Source organism: Sorangium sp. So ce363, assembly GCF_051520435.1.
Taxonomy (GTDB): domain Bacteria; phylum Myxococcota_A; class Polyangia; order Polyangiales; family Polyangiaceae; genus Sorangium; species Sorangium cellulosum_B.
In genome coordinates this window covers 7257341-7277476 of sequence record NZ_CP150333.1, presented here as the reverse complement: position 1 = coordinate 7277476, position 20136 = coordinate 7257341, and the positions used below count along the sequence as shown (strand labels likewise).

The 20136-nt window shown below is 71.3% G+C and carries 12 protein-coding genes and 1 pseudogene; 7 read left to right on the top strand and 6 right to left on the bottom strand.

Going from position 1 to position 20136, the window contains the following annotated elements; translation table 11 throughout:
• Window positions 1-7 precede the first annotated feature (7 nt).
• Together WMF12_RS27320 and WMF12_RS27315 are read right to left on the bottom strand one after the other, a co-directional pair.
• Window positions 8-928, bottom strand: a complete 921-nt coding sequence (locus WMF12_RS27320) for a transposase (RefSeq protein ID WP_437850168.1) — start codon at window positions 926-928, stop codon at window positions 8-10.
• Window positions 929-1120: 192 nt separating this feature from the next.
• Entirely contained in the window at window positions 1121-2038 is a 918-nt protein-coding gene (locus WMF12_RS27315) for a LysR family transcriptional regulator (RefSeq protein ID WP_437850167.1), read from the bottom strand.
• Between the two features lie 124 nt (window positions 2039-2162).
• Between WMF12_RS27315 and WMF12_RS27310 the strand changes: the two genes are divergently transcribed.
• Complete coding sequence (locus WMF12_RS27310; RefSeq protein WP_437850166.1) at window positions 2163-3383, top strand: Acg family FMN-binding oxidoreductase; 1221 nt, start codon at window positions 2163-2165, stop codon at window positions 3381-3383.
• A 63-nt stretch (window positions 3384-3446) separates the two neighbouring features.
• On the opposite strand, the gene WMF12_RS27305 is transcribed toward WMF12_RS27310, so the two are convergent.
• Window positions 3447-4622: a lactonase family protein gene (locus WMF12_RS27305; RefSeq protein ID WP_437850165.1), complete on the bottom strand. Its 1176-nt coding sequence runs from the start codon at window positions 4620-4622 to the stop codon at window positions 3447-3449.
• Window positions 4623-5522: 900 nt separating this feature from the next.
• Here WMF12_RS27305 and WMF12_RS27300 point away from each other — a divergent pair.
• The 3 genes from WMF12_RS27300 (at window position 5523) to WMF12_RS27290 (ending at window position 9836) form a co-directional block, all read left to right on the top strand.
• The gene (locus WMF12_RS27300; RefSeq protein WP_437850164.1) at window positions 5523-6320 is read left to right on the top strand and encodes a sensor histidine kinase; all 798 of its coding nucleotides are present in this window, start codon (window positions 5523-5525) and stop codon (window positions 6318-6320) included.
• 508 nt (window positions 6321-6828) lie between these two features.
• Complete coding sequence (locus tag WMF12_RS27295; RefSeq protein ID WP_437850163.1) at window positions 6829-8277, top strand: hypothetical protein; 1449 nt, start codon at window positions 6829-6831, stop codon at window positions 8275-8277.
• 65 nt (window positions 8278-8342) lie between these two features.
• The gene (locus WMF12_RS27290; RefSeq protein WP_437850162.1) at window positions 8343-9836 is read left to right on the top strand and encodes a flavin monoamine oxidase family protein; all 1494 of its coding nucleotides are present in this window, start codon (window positions 8343-8345) and stop codon (window positions 9834-9836) included.
• Between the two features lie 18 nt (window positions 9837-9854).
• Here WMF12_RS27290 and WMF12_RS27285 read toward each other — a convergent pair whose 3' ends face one another.
• Window positions 9855-11708, bottom strand: a complete 1854-nt coding sequence (locus WMF12_RS27285; protein ID WP_437850161.1) for a sigma 54-interacting transcriptional regulator — start codon at window positions 11706-11708, stop codon at window positions 9855-9857.
• Between the two features lie 569 nt (window positions 11709-12277).
• On the opposite strand from WMF12_RS27285, the pseudogene WMF12_RS27280 reads away from it, so the two are divergent.
• Together WMF12_RS27280 and WMF12_RS27275 are read left to right on the top strand one after the other, a co-directional pair.
• A pseudogene (locus tag WMF12_RS27280) lies at window positions 12278-12634 on the top strand (YcaO-like family protein); the annotation flags it as partial.
• Window positions 12635-12678: 44 nt separating this feature from the next.
• Complete coding sequence (locus tag WMF12_RS27275; RefSeq protein ID WP_437850160.1) at window positions 12679-13851, top strand: amidohydrolase family protein; 1173 nt, start codon at window positions 12679-12681, stop codon at window positions 13849-13851.
• 1 nt (window position 13852) lies between these two features.
• On the opposite strand, the gene WMF12_RS27270 is transcribed toward WMF12_RS27275, so the two are convergent.
• Window positions 13853-14302, bottom strand: a complete 450-nt coding sequence (locus WMF12_RS27270) for a BMA_0021/BMA_0022 family TOMM bacteriocin (protein WP_437850159.1) — start codon at window positions 14300-14302, stop codon at window positions 13853-13855.
• 151 nt (window positions 14303-14453) lie between these two features.
• Entirely contained in the window at window positions 14454-18683 is a 4230-nt protein-coding gene (locus WMF12_RS27265; RefSeq protein ID WP_437850158.1) for a TOMM system kinase/cyclase fusion protein, read from the bottom strand.
• A gap of 561 nt (window positions 18684-19244) precedes the next feature.
• Between WMF12_RS27265 and WMF12_RS27260 the strand changes: the two genes are divergently transcribed.
• Entirely contained in the window at window positions 19245-20099 is an 855-nt protein-coding gene (locus WMF12_RS27260) for a hypothetical protein (RefSeq protein WP_437850157.1), read from the top strand.
• The last annotated feature ends 37 nt before the right edge of the window (window positions 20100-20136 follow it).

Sequence of the window (20136 nt, the reverse complement as noted above, 5' to 3'; positions counted from 1 at the left end):
GAAGTACCTACATCGTGAGCACAACATCGGCCATATTGGCGCCGTGAAACGTGCACATCCACCACGTCCCTGCCGGGAATACCACGCTGCGCACGCCGGCACGCCACCGCTCGAGCGCCGCGCGGTACAAGGCGCGAAACCCGCGTACAGTGGCACGAGCCGCGCGCCACGCGTCACCCTGCTTGCGGCCGACAGCAAACGTCGGATTTCCAGCGCGCGGCGCCTCGAGGCTCGTGATGCGCTCATGGGGCGAGACCTTGCCGACTTGTTCGGCGCCGAGGAAGCGGCGCCCTCGCTGCTTCACCTCCGCTTGCGCCTGCAATTCTTGCCTCTCGAGCTCGGCGGCGATGGCATGGCGAAAGTCCTCCGCGCTGTCATGCTCGATGGTCGGCGGCAGCGTGAGTGACAGCGTTGCTTCCTCCGGCCACTGTGGATTTTGGGGGTCGAAGTATGCGGCGGGACGCGCCGCGCACAACACGCCCCGGCCGATCTCGCCCACGTTCACCTTGGCGCCCGGCCACTCATGCGCATGCGGGACGAGTCCAGCGGCCACAGGGTTTGCGAGGACATAGGCGATCTTCTCCACGACCGCCGCGTGTGTCAGCAGCCGCACCACGCTCGTGGCCTCATGATCCCATACCGGCCCTTCCCACGCGCGGAGCACCTTCGTGCCGAGCGCGACGATGCGATGGAAGAACTGCAGGAAGCGCGGCAGAACGCCGTTCACGTCGGTCACGACGAGGTGCAGGTGCGTCGACATCGCGCAATGCGCATGGACCTCGATGCCGTAGCGGTGGGTCGAGACCGCGAGGGCGTAGACCAAGAGCTGAGTGATGGCTGCGTCGGGGCGGAAGAGGAGATGCCGGCGCAGGACGCGACGGGTGATCAGGTAGGTTGCGCCGGGCGCGATCTGGCGGGGCTGGCTCATGGTCGGGCAGAATTCCAAGAGCCGTGCCGGCGATCGTGGTGAACGATCTCAAGTACTTACCAAGTACTTACCCATGCCTGCAGGTGGCGGCGCCATGGCGGACCGTGCTCTGTCACCCGGCGGGTCGGGTCAACCTGGGTGGGTCGGGTTTCCCCTTCCGGTCAACCTGGGTTGGGTCCTGGTTGGGTCAGGTCAACCTGGTTGGGTCGCGCCCGCGCGGATCGCCTTGCTGAGCCAGGAGCGCAGCCAGCGATGGCCTGGATCGTCGTGCACGCGCTCGTGCCAGACAGCCGAAGATCGGTCCACGCCGAGCTCGACGGGGGGCCGGGCCGCGCGTAGGCCGAAGGGCGTCGACACCGCCGCGACCGTCGCTGGACACGTCACCACGAGGTCCGAGGCCGCGATCAGGAAAGGCACCGTCACGAAGTGCTGGACCTGCGCGACGATCCGCCGCCGCCGCCCACGAGCTTCCAGCGCGCGATCGACAAGGCTGCCCGGCATGCCGTGCGGAGCGATCAGCACGTGCCCGAGCTCCAGGTAGCGCTCCAGGGTCAGCCGCCGTGACGCTGCGGGGTGGTCCCTGCGCATCAGCGTCACGAATCCCTCCTCCGGCAAGCGCAGCTGTCGTGATGACGGGGGCACGAGGAACTCCGGGACGAACGCCAGATCCGCCGTTCCCCGCTCGAGCCGCCTCACGAAGTCCGCTTCGGCGCGGTCGGCCTGCACCGTGATGTACGGTGCCTCGCGCGCCAGCATGGGCAAGAGCCGCGGCAGCGCAACCGCCTCCAGCAGGTCGTTGCCGAGCAGCACGAAGCGGCGCTCGGACGTCGCTGGGTCGAACGGCGCGCCGGCCTGGACCGCCGCCCGCAAGCTCGCGAGCGCCTGTGCCAGCGGATCGGCGAGCGCCTCGGCGCGCGGCGTGAGGGCCAGCAGCGGCCGCCCCGGAGCGAGCAGCGCATCGCCGAAGAACTCGCGCAGCCGCCCGAGCCGCTGGCTCGCAGCCGACTGCGTGATGCCGAGCCGCTTCGCCGCGCGCGTTACGTGCCGCTCGCGCAGCAGCACGTCAAGCGCGAGCAGGAGATTCAGGTCGTCGGGGAGCGTCTCGATCATTAGAAACACTAATATATAATATTAGAGCGATATCCTGTACTAATCGTTCGTGCCGCCTCAATCTCTGCGCATGGCCGTCGCTCGCGGAGCCCGGTCTGACGTCCTCTGGAGGATGGAGCGCATCATGGAGAGGAAACTCAAGGTCTCGCGGCGGCGCCTGCTGGAAGGCGTCGCGACGCTCGCCGTGGCCGCGGGAGCGGGCTGGTACGCTGCCGGCCGGGGTGTGTTCGACGATCGGACGGGCGAGCCGTTCGCCCCTTGGACCGCGTTCCGCGGGCAGCGCGGCGGCGAGCTCGCCGAGCTCGTGCGCGCGGCGGTGCTCGCCGCGAGCCCGCACAACACGCAACCCTGGCTGTTCGAGGTCCACCCGGATCGCATCGACGTGTTCTCGGACAGGTCTCGATCGCTCGGCACCATGGATCCGTTCCTGCGCGAGATGCACATCGGGCTCGGTTGCGCGATAGAGAACCTGGCGCTCGCGGCGGGTTCGATGGGATGGGCGCCCCGCGTTGAGCTCGAAGCCGGCCCTCTGCCGGGCTCCGACCCGGAGGGATCTCGCGCTCTCGAGCGCGCGGCGCCGCGGGCGATCCGGGTGGCGAGCATCCGTATCGAGCCAGGCGCAGCGGCGTCCCCGCTCGCGGAGGTCATCGCACGGCGACACACGAACCGCGGCCCGTACAAGGCGCAGCGCGTGCCTGTATCGGCGCTCCAGGAGCTCTCGCGCCTGAGCGAAGCGGGCTCCGATGGTGAGGTCGTCTGGCTGGAGCACCCCGATCAGCGCGAGAGCTTCGCCGCTCACACGCTGCGCGCCACCGAGACCATCGTCCGCGACGCGGCGATGGTGCGGGACAGCGACGCGTGGTTCCGGCTGGCGCCGGAGGCGGTACCGAGCCATAGGGACGGGCTGACCCTCGATGTGATGGGGCTCGGTCCGCTGCTCACCGCGGCGGTCAAGCTGCTGCCGCGCCCGTCGGCGGAACAGATGCACGACGACTGGCTCCGTGTCACCCGCGAGGTCCACCTCGCCGGCGATCCCGCCATCGGCGTCATCGCGGTCCGCGACCGCTGCGACCTGGGCGCGACGCTCCGCGCCGGGCGCCTGTGGCAACGCATGCATCTCTGGGCGACCGCGCGCGGCATCGCGATGCACCCGCTGAACCAGGTGCCGGAGGTCATCGACCGGGAGCGTATGCTCGGACGAGCGCCGGCGATGGAGCGCTCGTTCACCGAGGCGCTGGGTCCAGGCGACCGGCAGCTCACCTTCGCGTTCCGGCTGGGCTTTCCGGAGCGAGAGGGCGTGTGCGGCCCGCGCCGCGCCGCGGAGGAGGTGATCCGCGCCGCGTGAGCGCCGCGCCCCGGCTGGCGTGCTGACCGAGGGCGGCAAACCCTGGACGCCGAGGAACGACCGTCACCGCACGGCGATGCCCTGGGCGCCGCCGCCGGGCGTCAATCCACCCGCCTCCCCGCGTGGGATCAGGCCGCCGTCGCGGCTCACCTGGAATGCCGCGACCGTCCCGGTGCCCGCGTTGAGGGTGTACAGAAACCGGCCGTCGCGCGTCATCGTGAGGTCGATCGGCGCCGTTCCGGTGGGGAACGAGGCGGACACGCCGTCGTCGAGCAGCGTCAGCGCGCCCCGGGCGTCGACCTGGAGCCCGGAGAGCGTGTTGCTGCCCGTGTTGGCCGTGAAGACATAGCGGCTCCCAGGGGCGCCGGCGATCCAGCAGGTCGCCCGCTGGAAGGTGTCGACCGTGTCGCTGATGACAGCGAGGCTCCCGTCGGGCCCGATTTTATACGAGGACACCACGCTCGTGTCGCCGGTCGCAGGCACGCCGTCGCCGCCGACCTCCGCCACGATGAGATGGCCCCGACGATCGAAGGCGAAGTCGAACGGGACAAGGCCCCTGGAGATCGTCGTGACCGGCGCGTCGCTGGGCAGTCCGCGGCCGCTCATGGGGAACACGTGGAGCTGATTGGACCCCTTGCCCGCCACGACCAGCGCCTCGCCGTCGGGAGAGAAGCCGATCTGACCCGGCGTCGCGCCGAGCGACGGCGGCGTCGTGCCGCCGAGGCCGAGGCCGCGGTTCGATCCGTCGAGCGGGACGAGCTCGCCGCACGGGTTCACTTCAAAGCCGGCGATGTTGCCTTCGCCACCCACGTTGAGGACATAGAGCAGGTCGCCGTGCGAGGCGACGCTCACCGGGAAGTCGCCGCCCGAGTCGACCACGTCGAGCAGCGTCAGGCCGTGCGGGCCGACGCGGAACATCGACACCTCGCTGCTGCCCGCGTTCACGGCGAACAGGAGCTTTCCGTCCTCGCTGAGGACGAGCGAGCCCTGGGATCCGAGCGCGTTGATCGGCCGGGTCGGCGCGCCGAGCCCTCCGGTCGCGTACGTGCCGGCGTGCGAGAGTGAGCCGTCCGCCGCCCGGTCATACGCCATCACGGAGTTGCCGTCTCCGGCGTTGGTCATGACGAAGATCTGGCCGTGCCGGTGGACGCCGCTGCCGTGCGCGATGGCGTCGCCGGGCGCGCCCGCCGCGAAGAGACCGAAGCTCAGGGCCGTGATGCTCATCGTGCTGCGAAACATGAGAAAGCTCCTGGGGAATGGCGCCGCGAACCCAGCGGCGCGGGCTTGTCGGTGCGTCGATCGTCGAGGCGCATCTCCGTCGAGACGACGGGCACGGCGCGCCCCGAGCTCGCGGGCGCGCGACTCTGCGCGCTCCGTCGGGCGGGTTCATCCGCTGCTACGCGGAAGCCCCTCCGCGGTTTCGCCGCCATCGACCGGTCCGCTCCGGCGCGCCTCAGCCCATCACCCGGGCGTCGATCTGCCTGTGGCAGCCTGGTCGGCGGCGCGCGTGAGGCGGATCGCCCAACCTGGGTCGGGTTGCTGGGTTGCTGCCCCAACCTGGGTCGGGTCGCGGTCGTCCCAACCTGGGTCGAGGCGGATCGCCCAACCTGGGTCGAGGCGGATCGCCCAACCTGGGTCGAGGCGGATCGCCCAACCTGGGTCGGGTTGCTGGGTTGCTGCCCCAACCTGGGTCGGGTCGCGGTCGTCCCAACCTGGGTCGGGGTCGCCCCTGGGTCAGGTCGCTGCCCCAACCTGGGTCAGGTCGCTGCCCGCCCTCCCAACCTGGGTCGGGTTGCTGGGTTGCTGCTGCCCCAACCTGGGTCGGGTCGCGGTCCTCCCAACCTGGGTCGGGTTGTCGGATCGCCCCCCGGGTCAGGTCGCTGGGGCAGGTCGCTCCAGGGTCAGGTCGCTCTACCCCGGACGGGCGAGCCTGGCATTGCCGCTCGCAGGCGCCGGCTCTGCTTCTTGCGTACCTGAGCAACCGTTCGCTGGGCGCCACGGCACCCCCGCCCTCGGCGGCCCGGATCCAGCGCGAGGTGCCGCGGAAACCGCGCTTCTCCCAGGGCGATGACGTATGGCATCGCCGATGCTTTGGACGCGATCGCGAAAGTCCATCCACTCTCCAACGGGAGTTGAACCATGTCCGTCTCGAACGCCCCTCTCACTGGAACCCCCGAAGCTCGCCGGCCCGCCCGCGGCTACGAGCCCGACGCAGGCGCCAGTGTTCGGGACGAGTTCCTCATGCTCGCGTCGCACGAGCTCCTGACGCCGCTGACCTCGCTCAACTTGCAGGTGCAGCGGATGAAGCGGCTGAGCGAGCAACGGGCGGAGGACGGGTCAACGTGGGTCGCCTCGCTCGAGGTCGTCGGCCGGCAGGTCAACCGGCTCACCCGGCTCTGCGATGACATGCTCCAGGCGATCCGGCTCCGATCGGGTCCGCTCGATCCCGAGCGCGAGACCGTCGATCTCGGGGCGCTCGTCCGGGAGGTGATCGCCGAGCTCCCGGTGGAGCTCCGCTCCCCGTCCTCCACGATCTCCATCGACGCGCCGGAGGGCATCGTCGGCCGCTGGGATCGGGAGCAGATGGGACGCCTCGTGTTCCACCTCGTCAAGAACGCCATCCAGTTCGGCGCCGGCCGGCCGATATCCATCGAGGTGAAGGCCTGTCCCGGCGGAGCGGAGCTCCTCGTCCGCGATCGAGGTGCGGGCATCGCGGAGGAGGACCAGGCCCGCATCTTCAGGTGCTTCGAGCGCGTGGGCGGCGTTGTGCACTTCGGCGGCCTCGGGCTCGGGCTCTACATCGCGCGCGAGATCGTGCGCGCTCACGGCGGAACCATCGGCGTGGAGAGCTCGCCGGGCTGCGGCTCGACGTTCATGGTCGAGCTCCCCCTCGAGCCCGAGCCCGCCAGTCGCGCCGCCATCTCGCTCGCTCCCTGACACCATCGCTCCCTGCGACGCCCGCCCACACGCCGTCGCCCTCCCCATCCCCTCGTCGAGCGCGCGCCCACACCGCGAGGCGCCGCGCGTCCCCCACCATCGACGTGAGCTCACCGGTCACGCGCGGCGCGCCCGACGGCCGCCGCCACGCGAGGTCCGCCGCGCGAGGCAGCGCAGGCACGCGCCCGCGCGACTTGTCCGCTCGCCGCGAGATCTCGTGATCTCCCGCCTCGCAGAGGGCGCGCTCACCCGTCGACGACGGGGCGCGCCCTCCCTGGCACGCAATCCATTGCTCGATTGTGTAGCGGTCCGCGCGCTCATCCCCGCTCGCGCGGCCAGCGCGACGATATCCCCGTGAATCTGCGTGAGCTCCGCCGGCACGAGGTGTGCTCTGGCTCACGTGAGAGCTAGGGCCAGATAGGCAATCCGCGTTCGACGAATGCTCGAACGAAGCGGAGCCGATCGATCGATTGGGCGTCGTCGTGGCGCCCGCGTCGCAGGGAGAACCATGAAGATCGAAGCGACCAGCGACCTCATCAGCATTGTGCTCGGCAAAGGTCACCCCTCCATCGTCTCGGAGGCTGCGAAGAACACCGAGGCTCACGGCGCGCGTCATCCCACGAGCGCGCGACCCGCCGACCTCGCGGAGCTCGGCGGGGAGAGGAAGGCTTGCAGCGGCACCGCCGCCCCTCGCTACCAGAGCGCCGTGACCCAGCCGGCCGCCGGCCTCGCCAAGGCGCCGGAGCTCCTCGCCGCGAAGCAGCGCGTGCTGTCCGGCAGCAGGCTACCTGCGGCCTCGGTCCGCTTCGCCGGGCCTGCCGAGATCGACGTCTTCCTCGGCGAGCTCGATCAGGCGATCCGTTCATTCGAGGACTGCTTGCGAAAGGCAGGGGCCCGACACAGCGACAGGGCCGCCCAGCTCAAGGCCATCGTCAAGAAGGCCTCGATCCAGACCAGCAAGACCCGGTTCGAGTGCCCCCGCGACATGGCCGAGTTCGACGCCAGGCTCGAGCGGATCGTGCGGACGGGTGAGCCCATCGTGCTGGCCATGCCGGAGGGCGGCGGCAAGGTGCCAGTACCGCTCAAGACAGGCAGGTTCGGCCGGGGGCCCGATTTCGCGGAGTTCCTCGGCATCAAGATGCGAGCGGCGCTGGCGCGCGTCCTGCGCGAGTTCCACCCTGGCGGCGCCCACGTGGTCGTCGTGCCGGATACGTGCCTTCACACCCGCGACATGGGCTTCTGCGCGGACGAGGTCCGGAGCCACCTCGAGCAGCTCTGGCGCGATCTACCCCGCCTCGGCGTCCGTGACGAGGTGATCGTCGCCGATACCCTCGCGTACCTGCCCGCGGACTGGGACAGCGTCGTCGAGCGCAGCGCCGCGGAGGTGGTCGCCTCGATCGCGGAGGATGAAGCGGTGAGGGAGGCGGCCGCCGCCCAGTCGAGATCGCTGATGTTCATCAAGGACTGCGGCCTCTCCGACGAGGACGAAGCGGTGCTGTTCTATGCCGCCGTGGCCGGGCACCCGGACGGGATCCCCACCGGGCTCGTCGCCCAGGCCAGGGCCTTCCAGGCGGCGACGGACGAGGTGACGCCCCTCTACATGGCCATCAACCATCATGGCATCCGGGGCCTCGGCCTGATCGAGCGGGTGGTCGACGGGCTCGGCTTCTCGAGCGCCACCTACCTCCGCGCGAGCGTCCACGCCAAGCCCGGCTGTCCGCGGCCCGCCCTCAGCGTCTTCCATGCCCTGGCCCCGGTCGCCCTCTTGCCGATGCACGCCCTCGGCGTGCGCGTGATCGACGAGACGCCTCGCTGGGGGCTCTCGTTCGATGTCGTCGGGCGGATGCGCGGCTGGCAGGCCGTCTGCGAGGCGACCACGGGGCGCTTCCTGTTCTATGAAACGACGCAGGAAGGTGTGGAGATGGGCGGCGCCTGTGCCGAGCGGGCAGCCGCGTGACAGCGCTGCGGAGGCCGGCGGGGGCGCCGGCCTCACCCCCTGTCCAGGAACCGAGGAGGACGCGCGTGCAAGAGTTCGATACGATCGTGGTCGGCGCTGGCATCACCGGCCTCTACTGCAGCTTTCGCCTCGCCCGGCGGGACCCCGGCCGCACCGTCGGGCTCTTCGAAGCCTCGGAGCGGTTCGGGGGCCGGATCGAGACGGTCGACCTCGATGGTTTCCTCGCCGAGTGCGGCCCCATGCGCTTCGAGAAGCGCCGGCAGCGCCTGCTGATGGGGCTGCTCGGCGAGCTCGGCCTGAAGACCAGGCCGTTCACCCCTTATGCGGCCGAGCCCGTCCAGGGGCCGCGGTTCTCCCTCGCCCCCGACGACGCCGGACCCGCTCATCGCCCCCACACGACGCTCGAGCTGATGAAGCTCGGTATCCTGAGGATCTTGAAGGACACCCCGTGGGCGAGCCCCGGTAACCCGGACGACCCCAGGGACGCGAAGCACCGGGAATGGCTGAGGAGCCTCGCGGAGGACGACTATGCCAGCATGCGCCGCGGCGCCAGGCTGGGAGGCGCCTTCCTCTACGAACAGGGGTTCTGGAACGCGCTGAGCGACGTCCTCAGCCATGGGGCCGTGCTCGCGATCCGGGATCAGGGCACGTTCTTCCACCTGATTCCGGAGAACCCCAATGCCATGGACTGGATCGTCTTCTGGCTTCGCGCGCTGTCCAGCGAGGGGGAGGGGGACGCCTCGCTCGTCAGCATCGAAGGCGGCTCCCGGGCGCTACCCCTCGCCCTGGTGCGGGAGCTCGAGCGGCGCCCCGAGCAGGTCGCCATCCACCTTCGCCACGCGCTCACGTCGCTCGCGGCAGCGGAAGGAGGGAAGATCCGCCTGCAGTTCGCCCGCGGCGCGGAGACGGTGGAGGCCGTCGCGAAGCACGTGATCCTCGCCTTGCCCCGCAGCCCCCTGATGCGGCTCGCCGGCTGCTTCTCCCGGGAGATCCAGCGGGATCTCGACGCGGTCTTCGGGTTTCCGCTCCTCAAGTGCTTCCTGGTCACGGACGCGCCGTGGTGGACGGCGCGCACGCCGCCCCACAGGAACGCGTCGTTGATGCCCGCCAGGGAGGTCCACACCACCTACCGCGAGAGCGACGGCAAGGGCATGATCATGCTCTACACCGATCGACCGGCCACGGAGTTCTGGAAGGTCTATGTCCAGGGCGAGGCCCACGATCGCGCGGAGATCGACGGCAGCGAGGCGCTGAAGCGGCAGCTCCTGAAATACCTCGGCGTGGACCTCCAGGACCCGGCCGGGCGGCAGCGCGCCGCCGGCACCGTGACGACCTGGGCCATCCGGGACTGGAGCCGGGAGCCCTACGGGGCGGGGGCCCATACCTGGCGGCCAGGCGTCAGGTCGTGGGAGGTCCTCGAGAGGCTGAGGGCGTTCGACCTCCCCGGCAGCAACGCGCCTGTCGGCAGCGTCCATGTCTGTGGCGAGGCCTACTGCGATTATCAAGGGATCGAGGGCGCGCTCCGCTCGGCCGAGAGCGCGCTCCAGACCGTGCCCTGATCCTCGATGCGGCGCGCGCTACGGCTCCCGGGGGGGCGCGTACCCGAGCCGCTTGATGCCGAGCGTCTTGAGCTTGTACACGAGCGTGCGCAGCGGCATGCCCAGCGCGCGCGCCGCCTCCGTCTGGTTCCCGCTCGCCTTGCGGAGCGCCTCGACGATCAGCTCGGCCTCGCAGCGCTGGAGCCGCGTCTTCAGGTAGTCCCCGCCCGGGGGCGCGGCGGTGAGCTCTCCGATCTGGTACGGCAGCTCCCCCTCCGCCGCCGGCTCCGAGGAGGGAGCCGCCCGGGCGCGCTCCGGCAGATCCTCCTCGGCGATCCACTCGCCCTCGGCGATGACCACGGCCCGCTCGATCGCGTTCCGCAGCTCCCGCGCGTTCCCCGGCCAGGAGTACGCCCGGAGCCGCGCGAGCGACTCGGCGTCGAAGCCGCGGATCGACCGGCCGTTCGCCTGGTTCGCCTGGTCGAGGAAGCGCAGCGCGAGCGGCTCGATGTCCTCCGGGCGCGCCCGGAGCGGCGGGATCGTCATCGTCATCGTGTTCAGGCGGTAGAACAGATCGCTGCGGAACGCGCCGGACGCGCACATCGCCTCGACGTCGCGGTGGGTCGCCGCGACGACGCGCGCGTCGACGTCGATCGGCTTGTTCGAGCCGACGCGGGTCACCTGCCGCGTCTCGAGGACGCGCAGGAGCGCGGCCTGCACCGCGGCCGGCAGCTCGCCGATCTCGTCGAGGAAGACCGTCCCGCCGTCCGCCGCCTCGAACACCCCTCGCTGCTGCTGCCACGCGCCGGTGAACGAGCCGCGCTCGTGGCCGAAGAGCGTGCTCTCGACGAGCTGCTGCGGGATCGCCCCGCAGTTGACGCACACCATCGGCTTGCCGCTCCGCGGGCCGCTGTCGTGGATCGCCCGCGCCACGACCTCCTTGCCCGTCCCCGTCTCGCCCAGCAAGAGGACCGGGATCGAGGAGCGCGAGACCCGCTTGACGATCTCGAAGACGCGGCGCATCGCGGAGCTCACGACGACCGGCTCGAAATTGCAGGTGCCCGGGCTGCTCTTCCAGGTCCCGCCCGGCGCCGAGCGCACCGGCTGCTCCACCGTCGCGCTGCGCACGGCGCTCCAGCACCGATCGAGCAGCTCCTCCGCCACGGTCCCCGCGTCGGGGAACGTCGCGAAGCCCGCGAGCACGACGGGCGACCCGCCCACGGGCGGCGCGGCGAGCGCGCGCGCCACGTCGAGCGCCACCTCGGCCCCGGCCTCGAGCAGCAGCGCCGCTACCACGTCCGAGCTGTAGAGCGCGATCCGGTCCACGGGGCGCAGCAGCGCCCGCACACGCGGGAACAGGTGGCTCACGTGGGCGCTGGGCTGGCGGGCGACCCGGGCCATCACGACGGCGAAGCTCCGCCCGAAGTACCGCGCGCGCTTCACCTCCTCCTCGAGGGCGACGCGGAGCTGCTCGTGGCTCATCAGCCCTGGGAGCTCGTCCTCGGCCGCCGTGATCGAGCGGACGGCGACCACGACCTTGCCGAGGATCACCTCCTCGCCCGGCTTCACCTCGCCTCGCGTGATGCGCTCGCCGCCGAGCCACGTGCCGTTGGTCGAGCGCAGATCCTCGATGACGACCTTGTCGCCGGACTGGGTGAAGCGGGCGTGCTCGCGCGAGAGGCTGACGTCGCCGATCTGGACCTGCGACGGCGGCGCCCGGCCGATCACGACCGGCACGCCCGGGCTCAGCACGGCGCGCTCGGCGCCGTCGCGGTGGTAGACGAGCAGGGCGACGCGTCGATCGTCCTGCCTGACACCCTGGATCGCATCGATGAAGCTGCTGGACAGCGGCGTTGTCTCCGGGCCGATGTCCGTCTCGCGAATGACTGCCACGCTGCTCACCCCCTTCTCACACGACCTCGCCCCCGGGCTCGCGGGCGGCGCGTCGCGCGCGCTCCCGCGGCGTGCGCCGGCGAGCCCGCCCGCCCGCGCTCCAGGCAGGCGCTCGCTGACGCTGAATTGCGCACCAGCACGGGCGTCTCCGGCGGGCGGCGACGCACCAGCTTGTCCATCAGGGTCCGGTGTTCATGAAGCGCATCCCACGCACCCCGCGCCTCCAACGCGTCCAATGCACCCGGCGCACCTTGCAATTCAAGCACCACCTGGGCGTCGAGCTCGCTGGTGACAAGGAGACGGTGTTCCTGATCGGCGAGCGTGAGCGCACCATGCTCCGCGGCCGTGTCGGTCACCTCCTGGGGCCGCTCCTCGACGGCCGGCGGACGGCGGACGAGCTCGTCGCCGCGCTCGACGGGCACAACCGGCCGGTCGAGGTGTACCTGGAGCGGCGGCGCGGCGGTCGCGGGCCGCTCCTGCCGCCGCTCGTCGGCCTGCCCGCGGGCCGGCGCGCGGCGCTCGGGCTCGTCTCGATCTGGATCGCCGCGGGAGGCGCGGGGCCGCTCTTCCTGGAGCTCGTGGAGCGGGATGTGGTCGCGCTCTGGTGGTACAACCGCGCCCGCCGCCCCGCGGTCGATCTGAAGAGCTTCGGAGATCCGTATTTCGACGCGCTCGAGGGGCACTACCGCGGCCTCGGCTGGCGCCTCTGGGTCCTCGACGTCACGAGCGATCTCGGCATCCCCGTGGTGCTCGACCAGATGCGGCCCGACACCGGCCTGTGCGCCGTGAAGGTGGCGGTGCCCGGCCTCCGGCACTTCTGGCCCCGCTTCGGGCCGGGGCGCCTCTACGACGTTCCGGTCCGCCTCGGGTGGCTCGAGCGGGCGAACCGGGAGGAGGACTTGAACCCTGTGCCGCTGGTCGTCTAGGCCAGGTCCGGGGGATCCGGCAGCAGCAGAAGAGGAGATGTCCCGTGCGCGACGGCTATCGCATCCTCGACGCGGATCGTCATGTGATCGAACCGCTCTCTCTGTGGAAGACCCACCTCGAGCCGGAGCTCCGCGCTCACGCCCCGTACCTCGCGTACGCCGGCGACGGCGAGCCCCTGGCCGACCGCGTGGCGCACCTCGGGCCGGAGGGGCTGCTCCGGCTCCCGCCGCAGCCGATGGTGGATGGCCGGCCGGTCCATCACCGGATGAGCGCGCGGACCTGGCGCGCGATCGCCGCCGCCGGCCGCCGGCGGCTCGGGGCGCTCGCGTCGCTCGGGCCGCTCGAGCAGCCGCGAGCGCAGCTCGACGACATGGATCGCGAGGGCATCGACGTGGCGTTCCTCTACCCGACGCTCGCGCTGGCGCTCCTCGGCATGACCCCGCTGGAGCCCGCGCTGGCGAGCGCGCTCGCCAGCGCGTACAATACCTGGTTACGGGGCTTCTGCGATCACGACCCCTCGCGTCTCCGTGGCGTGGCCCTGATGAGCCCGCACGATCCGGCGCAGATGGTGCCCGAGCTCGCGCGCGCGGCCGCGCTCGGCTTCCGCGCCGTCGTGCTCCGGCCGAACCCCGTCGCGGGACGGACGCTGGGCGACCCTGCTTATGAGGCGTTCTGGGCCGAGTGCGAGCGGCGCTCGATCGCTGTCGCCATCCACGAAGGCACGCACGCCTCCTTGCCGGCGGCCGGCGCCGATCGCTTCCGCAGCCGCTTCGCCCTGCACGCCTGCTCGCATCCGATGGAGCAGATGATGGCCTTGCTCGCGCTGATCGAGGGCGGCGTGCTCGAGCGCCACCCCGGCCTGCGGGTGGCCTTCCTCGAGGCCGGCTGCGGGTGGCTGCCTTACTGGCTCTGGCGCCTCGACGAGATCGAGTACCGGGGCCTGGCCGACGAGGTCGCGCCGCACGTCCGCCGCGAGCCGTCCGCGTACTTCCGCCGCCAGTGCTTCATCGAAATCGAGCCGGACGAGCCGTGCCTGGAGCAGGCGATCCCATGGCTCGGCGAGGACAGGGCGATCTTCGGGACGGACTTCCCCCACGTCGATCACGACGCAGGCATGGTGGAGCGGGCGCTCGCGCTCCGCCGCAGGCTCCCCGGCGAGGGCCTCCGCAAGATCCTGTGGGACAACGCCGCCAGCTTCTACGGCATCGATGGATGACTCAGCAGATGATGCCGGACGAGCCGGGGTCGCTCGTGAGCTCGGCCAGCGCGACGGGCTGATCCTCCAGCTCCGGCGCTGGTGGGAGATAGAGCGTGATGGCGCTCGCCGACGGGTCCCAGCCCCTGCGCTGCTCGCAGAAGCGCAGCGCGTCGCCGCCCGGCGAGCCTGGCTCCCGCGCCTCGCGGATGGTGAGCTCGATCCCCGGCGGCAACGCATAGCCGCAGTGAGCCATCAAGTATCCCCGCGGGTCGCTCTTCAACCGATCGAGCTGCGTCGGATCTTCCCAGCAGAGCGCGACAGCGCGCAACCATGCTCCTTCCAGCTCCAAGAGCCCTTCCTCCATCGCGCCTCGCTCGCGCAGGGGGCGCGCCTCCTCGTTGAGCTGCGCGGGAGTCCCGTCGGTTTCCGGGATCCTGGACGTGTACTCGGATGACTGATGGGAAAACATGGCCACCTCCAGTCGCCGGTGCCGCAAGCACTGGCATGGGATATAGAGCTCATGGAGCCGGCGCCGCGCGCCGTCGAGCCCTTCGCGCATCAAATGCACAGAAATGCAAATGCAGATGTGCTGAAAGCGACCGAGGTGCCGCCGCGGCAGATCAATCGGTCACGTCCTGGAGCAGCGCTCGCGCCTTGGCAAAATCGGGAAGATCGGCGCACTCCACAGGCCAGTCGGTGAGCTGCCTGAGCAGGGGGCGCGCCTCGTCGCGCCGGGCCTGCTGCACGAGCATCTGGCAGAGGGCCAGCGTCGAGCGCAGCTCGAACGTCCTCGCGCTCTGCTCGCGCGCGACAGCGATCGATCGCCGCAAGCACCTCTCGCTCTCCTGCTCCGCGTCGGCGCCCAAGGCGTGGAGAGACAGCCCCTTCAGGCGGTAGAGCTCCGCGACGTAGTACACGTCCCCCGACTCGTCGGCGAGCTGCAGGCAGCCCGTGAGCTGCTCCACCGCGGCCTCGTGCTGCCCGCGCTCGGCCTCGAGCTCCGCCACGAGAGAGAGCCAGTACGGCAGGCCGCTCTGCTGGCCGCCGCTCCGGATCATCTCGATGTGCTGTCTCAGCTGCTCGAGGTCGCGCCGCGTCCAGCAGCGCAGGGCCCAGCAGTGCGCCGTGACCCAGAGCTGATGATGCTCCGTCAGCTGGAGGAGGGAGTCGGTCATCGCGGCGACCTGCTCCCGTTCGCGGGCATAGTGATAGACGCCGGCCAGGTGGAGCAGCGCCATCCCGAGGCTGTTCAGGTGATCGAGCTCGCGCGCCCACGCCACCGCGGCCTGCCCGTGGGCGAGGGCCTGGGCTGGACAGCCCATCAGGTAGAGCACCACCGCGAGCGTGTACTGGGCCCAGACCTTGATATCGACGCCGGAGAAGAATGCGTGCTCCCGATGTGCCTGAGGGTCGTAGAGCGCGATGCCGCTATCGAGTTGCTGGCGGGCCTCTGCGAGCTTTCCTTCGAAGAACAAGCACTGTCCCAGCAGCACCATCGACGAGACCAGCTGCCCGGTGTCGTGCGATCGCTTGGCCAGGTCGAGGCACCGCTCTGCCATCGCCCGCGCCGCAGGGCGATGGCTCCGCATATGGTGGTACCAGAACATCGCCCACAGCGTCGGCGGGGTCATCGAGCTCTCCCCGAGCTCGTCGCTCAGCTCCTCACAGCGGTGGACCGCCGCCTCGAGCTCCTTCGGCATGTACCCGCGCCGGCCCATGAGCGCCAGGATCAGCAGGCTGTTCAGGCGCAGCTCCGCCAGCGCGCGCTCCCGCGCGTCCGCAATGCCTGACAGCCAGCCGAGCGCCTGCGTCACGTGGACGATCGCCTCGGTGTCGTCGGCGTTCGCAGGCCGCTTCAGCGCGCGCTCCGCCGCGATCTCCGCGTACGCGATCGCCCGCTCCAGCTGCTCGGCCGCCGCGTGGTGGTGCGCGAGCAGGTTGGGCCGCGCCGCGACGATCTCGGGGAAGCGCGCCTCGAGCGTCCGGGCGATGATCGCGTGCACCTTCCGCCGGCTCCGCTTCGAGAGCGACTCGTAGGCCGCGTCCCGGATGAGCACGTGCTTGAACTGGTATGTCGGGTTGTTCAGCCGGCGCTTCCTGTGGATGAGATCCGCGGCCATCAGCCGCTCGAGGTCCTCCTGGACCTGCTCCCCGTCGAGCGTGGACACGGCGTAGAGCACGTCCTGGCAGAACTCCCGGCCGAGCGCCGCGGCGATGCGGGCCGTCTCCTTGGCCCTGCCGAGCCGGTCGAGGCGCGCCACCAGGAGGCCCCGCAGCGTCGTGGGGATCGCGAGCGCCGAGAGCGGCTCGGCGAGGCGGTAGTGGTCCCCCTCCTCCACGAGCGCCCCGGACTCGAGCACCATCCGCGTCAGCTCCTCGACGTAGAGCGGGACGCCGTCGGTCCGGTCGACCACCTGCGCCAGCACGGGCCCAGGCAGCGCGCGGCCGCCGGCGAGGCGCGCCACCAGGTGCTCGACGTCCGACCGATCCAGGCGGCTCAGCTGGATCTGGAGCATGCTCGACATCGACCAGGGCGGCGAGAACTCGGGCCGCGCTGTGAAGACCGCCATCAGCCGCGCCGAGGGCGCGTCGGCGATCATCACGCCCAGCCACTCGAGGGTCGTCGGATCGGCCCAATGCAGGTCCTCGACCACGAACAGGACGGGCTGCTCCTCGGCCATGTCGAAGAGCATGGTCGCAAGCGCGTTGAGCGTCCGTTCCTTCTGCCGCGGCGGCGGACCTGCAGGGGCGGCGTAACGTCCTTCGAGGGGGATCGACAGCAGCGCCGCCAGCAGCGGCACCATCTCCGAAAGGTCGAAGCCGCGGCGCGAGAGGAGCGCCTCGAGCCGGGCGAGCCGGCGCCCCGGCGCGTCGTCCCGGCCGGTCTCGATCAACCGCTCCAGGAGCTCGATCAACGGGTAGAGCGCGCTGCTCCGCTGATCGGGCACGCAGCGGCACTCCAGGCAGCTGTGCCGCTCGCCGCGGAGCCGCCGGACGAGCTCCCCGGTGAGGCGCGACTTGCCGATCCCGGGGCCGCCGGTGATGAGGATGCTCTGCCCGAGGCCCTGCCGGACCTGGCCCCAGCGCTGGAGCAAGAGATCGAGCTCCTGGCTCCTCCCGATCAGGGGCTCGGTGTCGCGGCCGGCGATGTCCTGGTCCTGGGCCGGGGGAGGGATCTCCTGCCCCATGCGGTAGATCGCGAGCGGGCGCGCGACGGACGAGAGATCGGGCGGCGTCATCGGCTCGAGCGCGAACCGGCTCCGGAGGAGCCTGAAGGCCTCGCCGCTGACCACGACCGTGCCCGGCGCCGCGGCCGCGCTCAGCCGGGCCGCGATCTGCGGTGTCGTCCCGAGGTGCTGTGTGTACCGATGGAGCTGGCCGGCGACCACGAGGCCGGTGTGGAGCCCGATCCGGACCTCGAGCGCCACGCCCCGCGCCGCCGTGAGCTGCGCGCTGCGCGCCTCCACGTCCGCCACGACCTCCAGCGCCGCGCGGGCGGCGCGCCGGGCGTCGTCCTCCTGCGCGGAGGGATAGCCGAAGTGCAGCAGGACCTGATCCCCCAGCGCGCCCGCGAAGCGCCCCCGGTGGCGGCGGGCGATCTCGGCGCAGACGTCCTGTTGCTCGTCGAGCAGATCGTCGATCTCCTCGACGTCGGTGGTCTTCAGCCCCGGGCCCGAGGCCGTGAAGGTGCAGCAAACGACGGTGAGGGGCCGCCGCTCGCCGTCGGGTCGCTCCAGCGCCGGTGCCTCTGGCCCCGGCGGGGCCGGCGCGTCCACGCGCCGGGGCGTGGCCGGAGACGGCATCGTCTCGGCCGCCGCGTGGTCGCTCGGCAGCGCCCGGGGCTCCCGCGAGGGCGCGTCGAGCGGCGCCGTCTCGCTCGCGACGCGGCGCCACGGGCTCGCGTCCGCCGCGCCTCGGGTCGGGGCCGGGGGCGAGCGCGGCGCTCGCGCGGGCTCGACGAGGTCCTCGCGGCTCAGCGCGTCCACGTCGCAGGCCTCGAGCTCGCGCAGCAGGCTCGAGGCCGTGACGACGCGCGCGGCCATGTCCTTGAGGGTCGCGCGCCGGAGGAGGGCGCCGAGCGGGTGCCCGAAGAGCGCCGGGGGGATGGGGATCGGCTCGGGGCTGGCCTGCCGGAAGAGCACCTCTTGCAGCGACCTGCCGGTGATCGACGGCCTGCCGGTGAGGCACTCGAGGAAGACGAGCCCCCAGGCGTACAGGTCCGAACGCACGCTCACCGGCTGTCCGAGGAGCTGCTCCGGCGCCGCGTAGGCGGGCGTGCAGAGGATCTCGTTGCTCGGAGTGAGCTTGGGATCCACGCCCTCCATGGCCCCGGCGATGACCGCGCCGATGCCGAAGTCGAGCACCAGCGCGTTTCGCCGCGCCCCGGTCGAGACGATCATGATGTTGCTGGGCTTGAGGTCGCGGTGGACGACGTTCTGCCCGTGGGCGCAGCCGAGGGCGTCGAGGACCTGGAGCATCAGGTACCGCGCCTCGCGCGGATCGAGGGCGATCTCTTCGGCCAGCACCTCCGCCAGGTTCTGGCCGGGCACGAACTCGAAGATGGTGTAGAGGGTGCCGTCGTCCGTCTGTCCGGCGTCGATGAGCCGGACGATGTTGGGGTGGTGGAGCTGCGCGCAGAACCGCGCCTCCTGGTGGAAGCGGGCGCAGCGCCGCGCGACGTCGGCGGACTTGCTGCCCCGGATCGGGTGCATGACCTTGATGGCCACCGTCTGTCCGGTGGCGAGCTGACGCCCCTTGTAGACGTCGGCGAAGCCGCTCTCGCGCAGCGCGGAGACGATCTCGTAGCGCTCCTGGAACACGGCGCCCGACGCGATGGCGCTGCGGCTCATCCCCTCTCCCTCCGCCGGGCGGCCCGGCGCGACCGGGGGAGCGGGCATGAGCCGGGGAGGGCGGCGCGCTGCGCCGGCCGGCCCGCCTCATCGATGAGGCGTCTGGACAGAGCGGCTGTCGATCTCGTCAGCACAGCTTCTCCACGGCCGACCTCGCTGCTCACGTTGGTTCATATAGGGTGGTACTCCGTCGACGTCCGTCGATGCCGACGGGGTTCCGGCGCCTTCGGCGAAGAAACCCCGGAGGACGCTCGCGCCCGGTCGGCTCCGTGGGGATCGGCTTCGGGGAGGCGGGCCGACGCGCGCGGGCGCGCCTCTCGCGGGGCGGCGGCCGAGCTCCGCCTGTCGGTTTGTTTTGGCTACAATCTTTCATCCTGGCTGCTGCCATGGCGACCGGGCGAGTCGCGGCGAACAGCAGCGAATTGACCTCTGGCACGGCCGGTGAGAGGGCGGATACGCGGACTTCGTCGGCGCTCGACGCGCGAGGGGAGCCGCGAGCTTTCCTCGGACGGTGAGAGACGATTCAATGCTTTTCAATCCTTTGTGGAAGGAGCACGAAACATGCTGAGGCAACTGGCGACCCACATCGTTTTGCTCGCGCTCGCGGCGGCTGGTCCGGTCGCGTGCGCGGGCTCGGGTGACAGCCCGGCGGACGCCGGCAGCGTCGCCAGCGGGAGCGGCGGCGCCGCGGCTTCCGGCGGACACACCTCGGGAGGCGGCGCGACCGGCGGAGGCGGAGACGGTGGAACGGGCGGCAGCGCCTCGGGGAGTGGCGGCGCGGGCGCGGGCGAAGCGGGCACGGGCGGCGGCGGCGCGGGCGACGGCGGCGCAGGCGACGGCGGCGCAGGCGACGGCGGCGCGGGCGAAGCGGGCACGGGCGGCGCGGGCGACGTCGGCGCGGGCGGCGCGGGCGCCGGCTGCCCCGGGACGGGGGGAATCACCTATACGCTCGCGACGGTCGCCTCGCCGACGGCGGAGCAGCAGTCTGCGTACGACAAGATCACGAGCGCGATGGACGAGGCGCTGTCGTATTACAACTGTCACACGAGCATCGAGAAGCGCCTGTCGGTGTCCTACGTGCCGTCGGTCGCGACGGCCGACGGCAACGTCAATGGGTCCATCCGGTTCGGCGCGACGAGCTCCATGAACTACATCACCGCCATGCACGAGATCGGTCACACCGTGGGGGTCGGCAGCCGCGAGTTCGGCGCGCTGGTGGTGGACGGCGTCTTCACGGGCGAGGCGGCGACGCGCCAGCTCAGGGCCATCACGGGCAACGAGAGCGACGTCGTGCACGCGGACACGCAGCACTTCTGGCCGTACGGTCTCAACTACACGACCGAGGTCAAGACGACGGACGATCTCGTGAACCACTGCAAGATCGTGGTCGCCATCCGCGAGGACATCGGGTTCTGACGGAACGATTCCGCGGGGGCGAACTGTTGCGATCCGT

What these genes read in the sequence shown, in the direction of transcription:
- WMF12_RS27320 (WP_437850168.1), bottom strand. Translation starts at nt 928, where the DNA reads ATGAGCCAGCCCCGCCAGATCGCGCCCGGCGCAACCTACCTGATCACC.
- WMF12_RS27315 (WP_437850167.1), bottom strand. Translation starts at nt 2,038, where the DNA reads ATGATCGAGACGCTCCCCGACGACCTGAATCTCCTGCTCGCGCTTGAC.
- WMF12_RS27310 (WP_437850166.1), top strand. Translation starts at nt 2,163, where the DNA reads ATGGAGAGGAAACTCAAGGTCTCGCGGCGGCGCCTGCTGGAAGGCGTC.
- WMF12_RS27305 (WP_437850165.1), bottom strand. Translation starts at nt 4,622, where the DNA reads ATGTTTCGCAGCACGATGAGCATCACGGCCCTGAGCTTCGGTCTCTTC.
- WMF12_RS27300 (WP_437850164.1), top strand. Translation starts at nt 5,523, where the DNA reads ATGTCCGTCTCGAACGCCCCTCTCACTGGAACCCCCGAAGCTCGCCGG.
- WMF12_RS27295 (WP_437850163.1), top strand. Translation starts at nt 6,829, where the DNA reads ATGAAGATCGAAGCGACCAGCGACCTCATCAGCATTGTGCTCGGCAAA.
- WMF12_RS27270 (WP_437850159.1), bottom strand. Translation starts at nt 14,302, where the DNA reads ATGTTTTCCCATCAGTCATCCGAGTACACGTCCAGGATCCCGGAAACC.
- WMF12_RS27265 (WP_437850158.1), bottom strand. Translation starts at nt 18,683, where the DNA reads ATGAGCCGCAGCGCCATCGCGTCGGGCGCCGTGTTCCAGGAGCGCTAC.
- WMF12_RS27260 (WP_437850157.1), top strand. Translation starts at nt 19,245, where the DNA reads ATGCTGAGGCAACTGGCGACCCACATCGTTTTGCTCGCGCTCGCGGCG.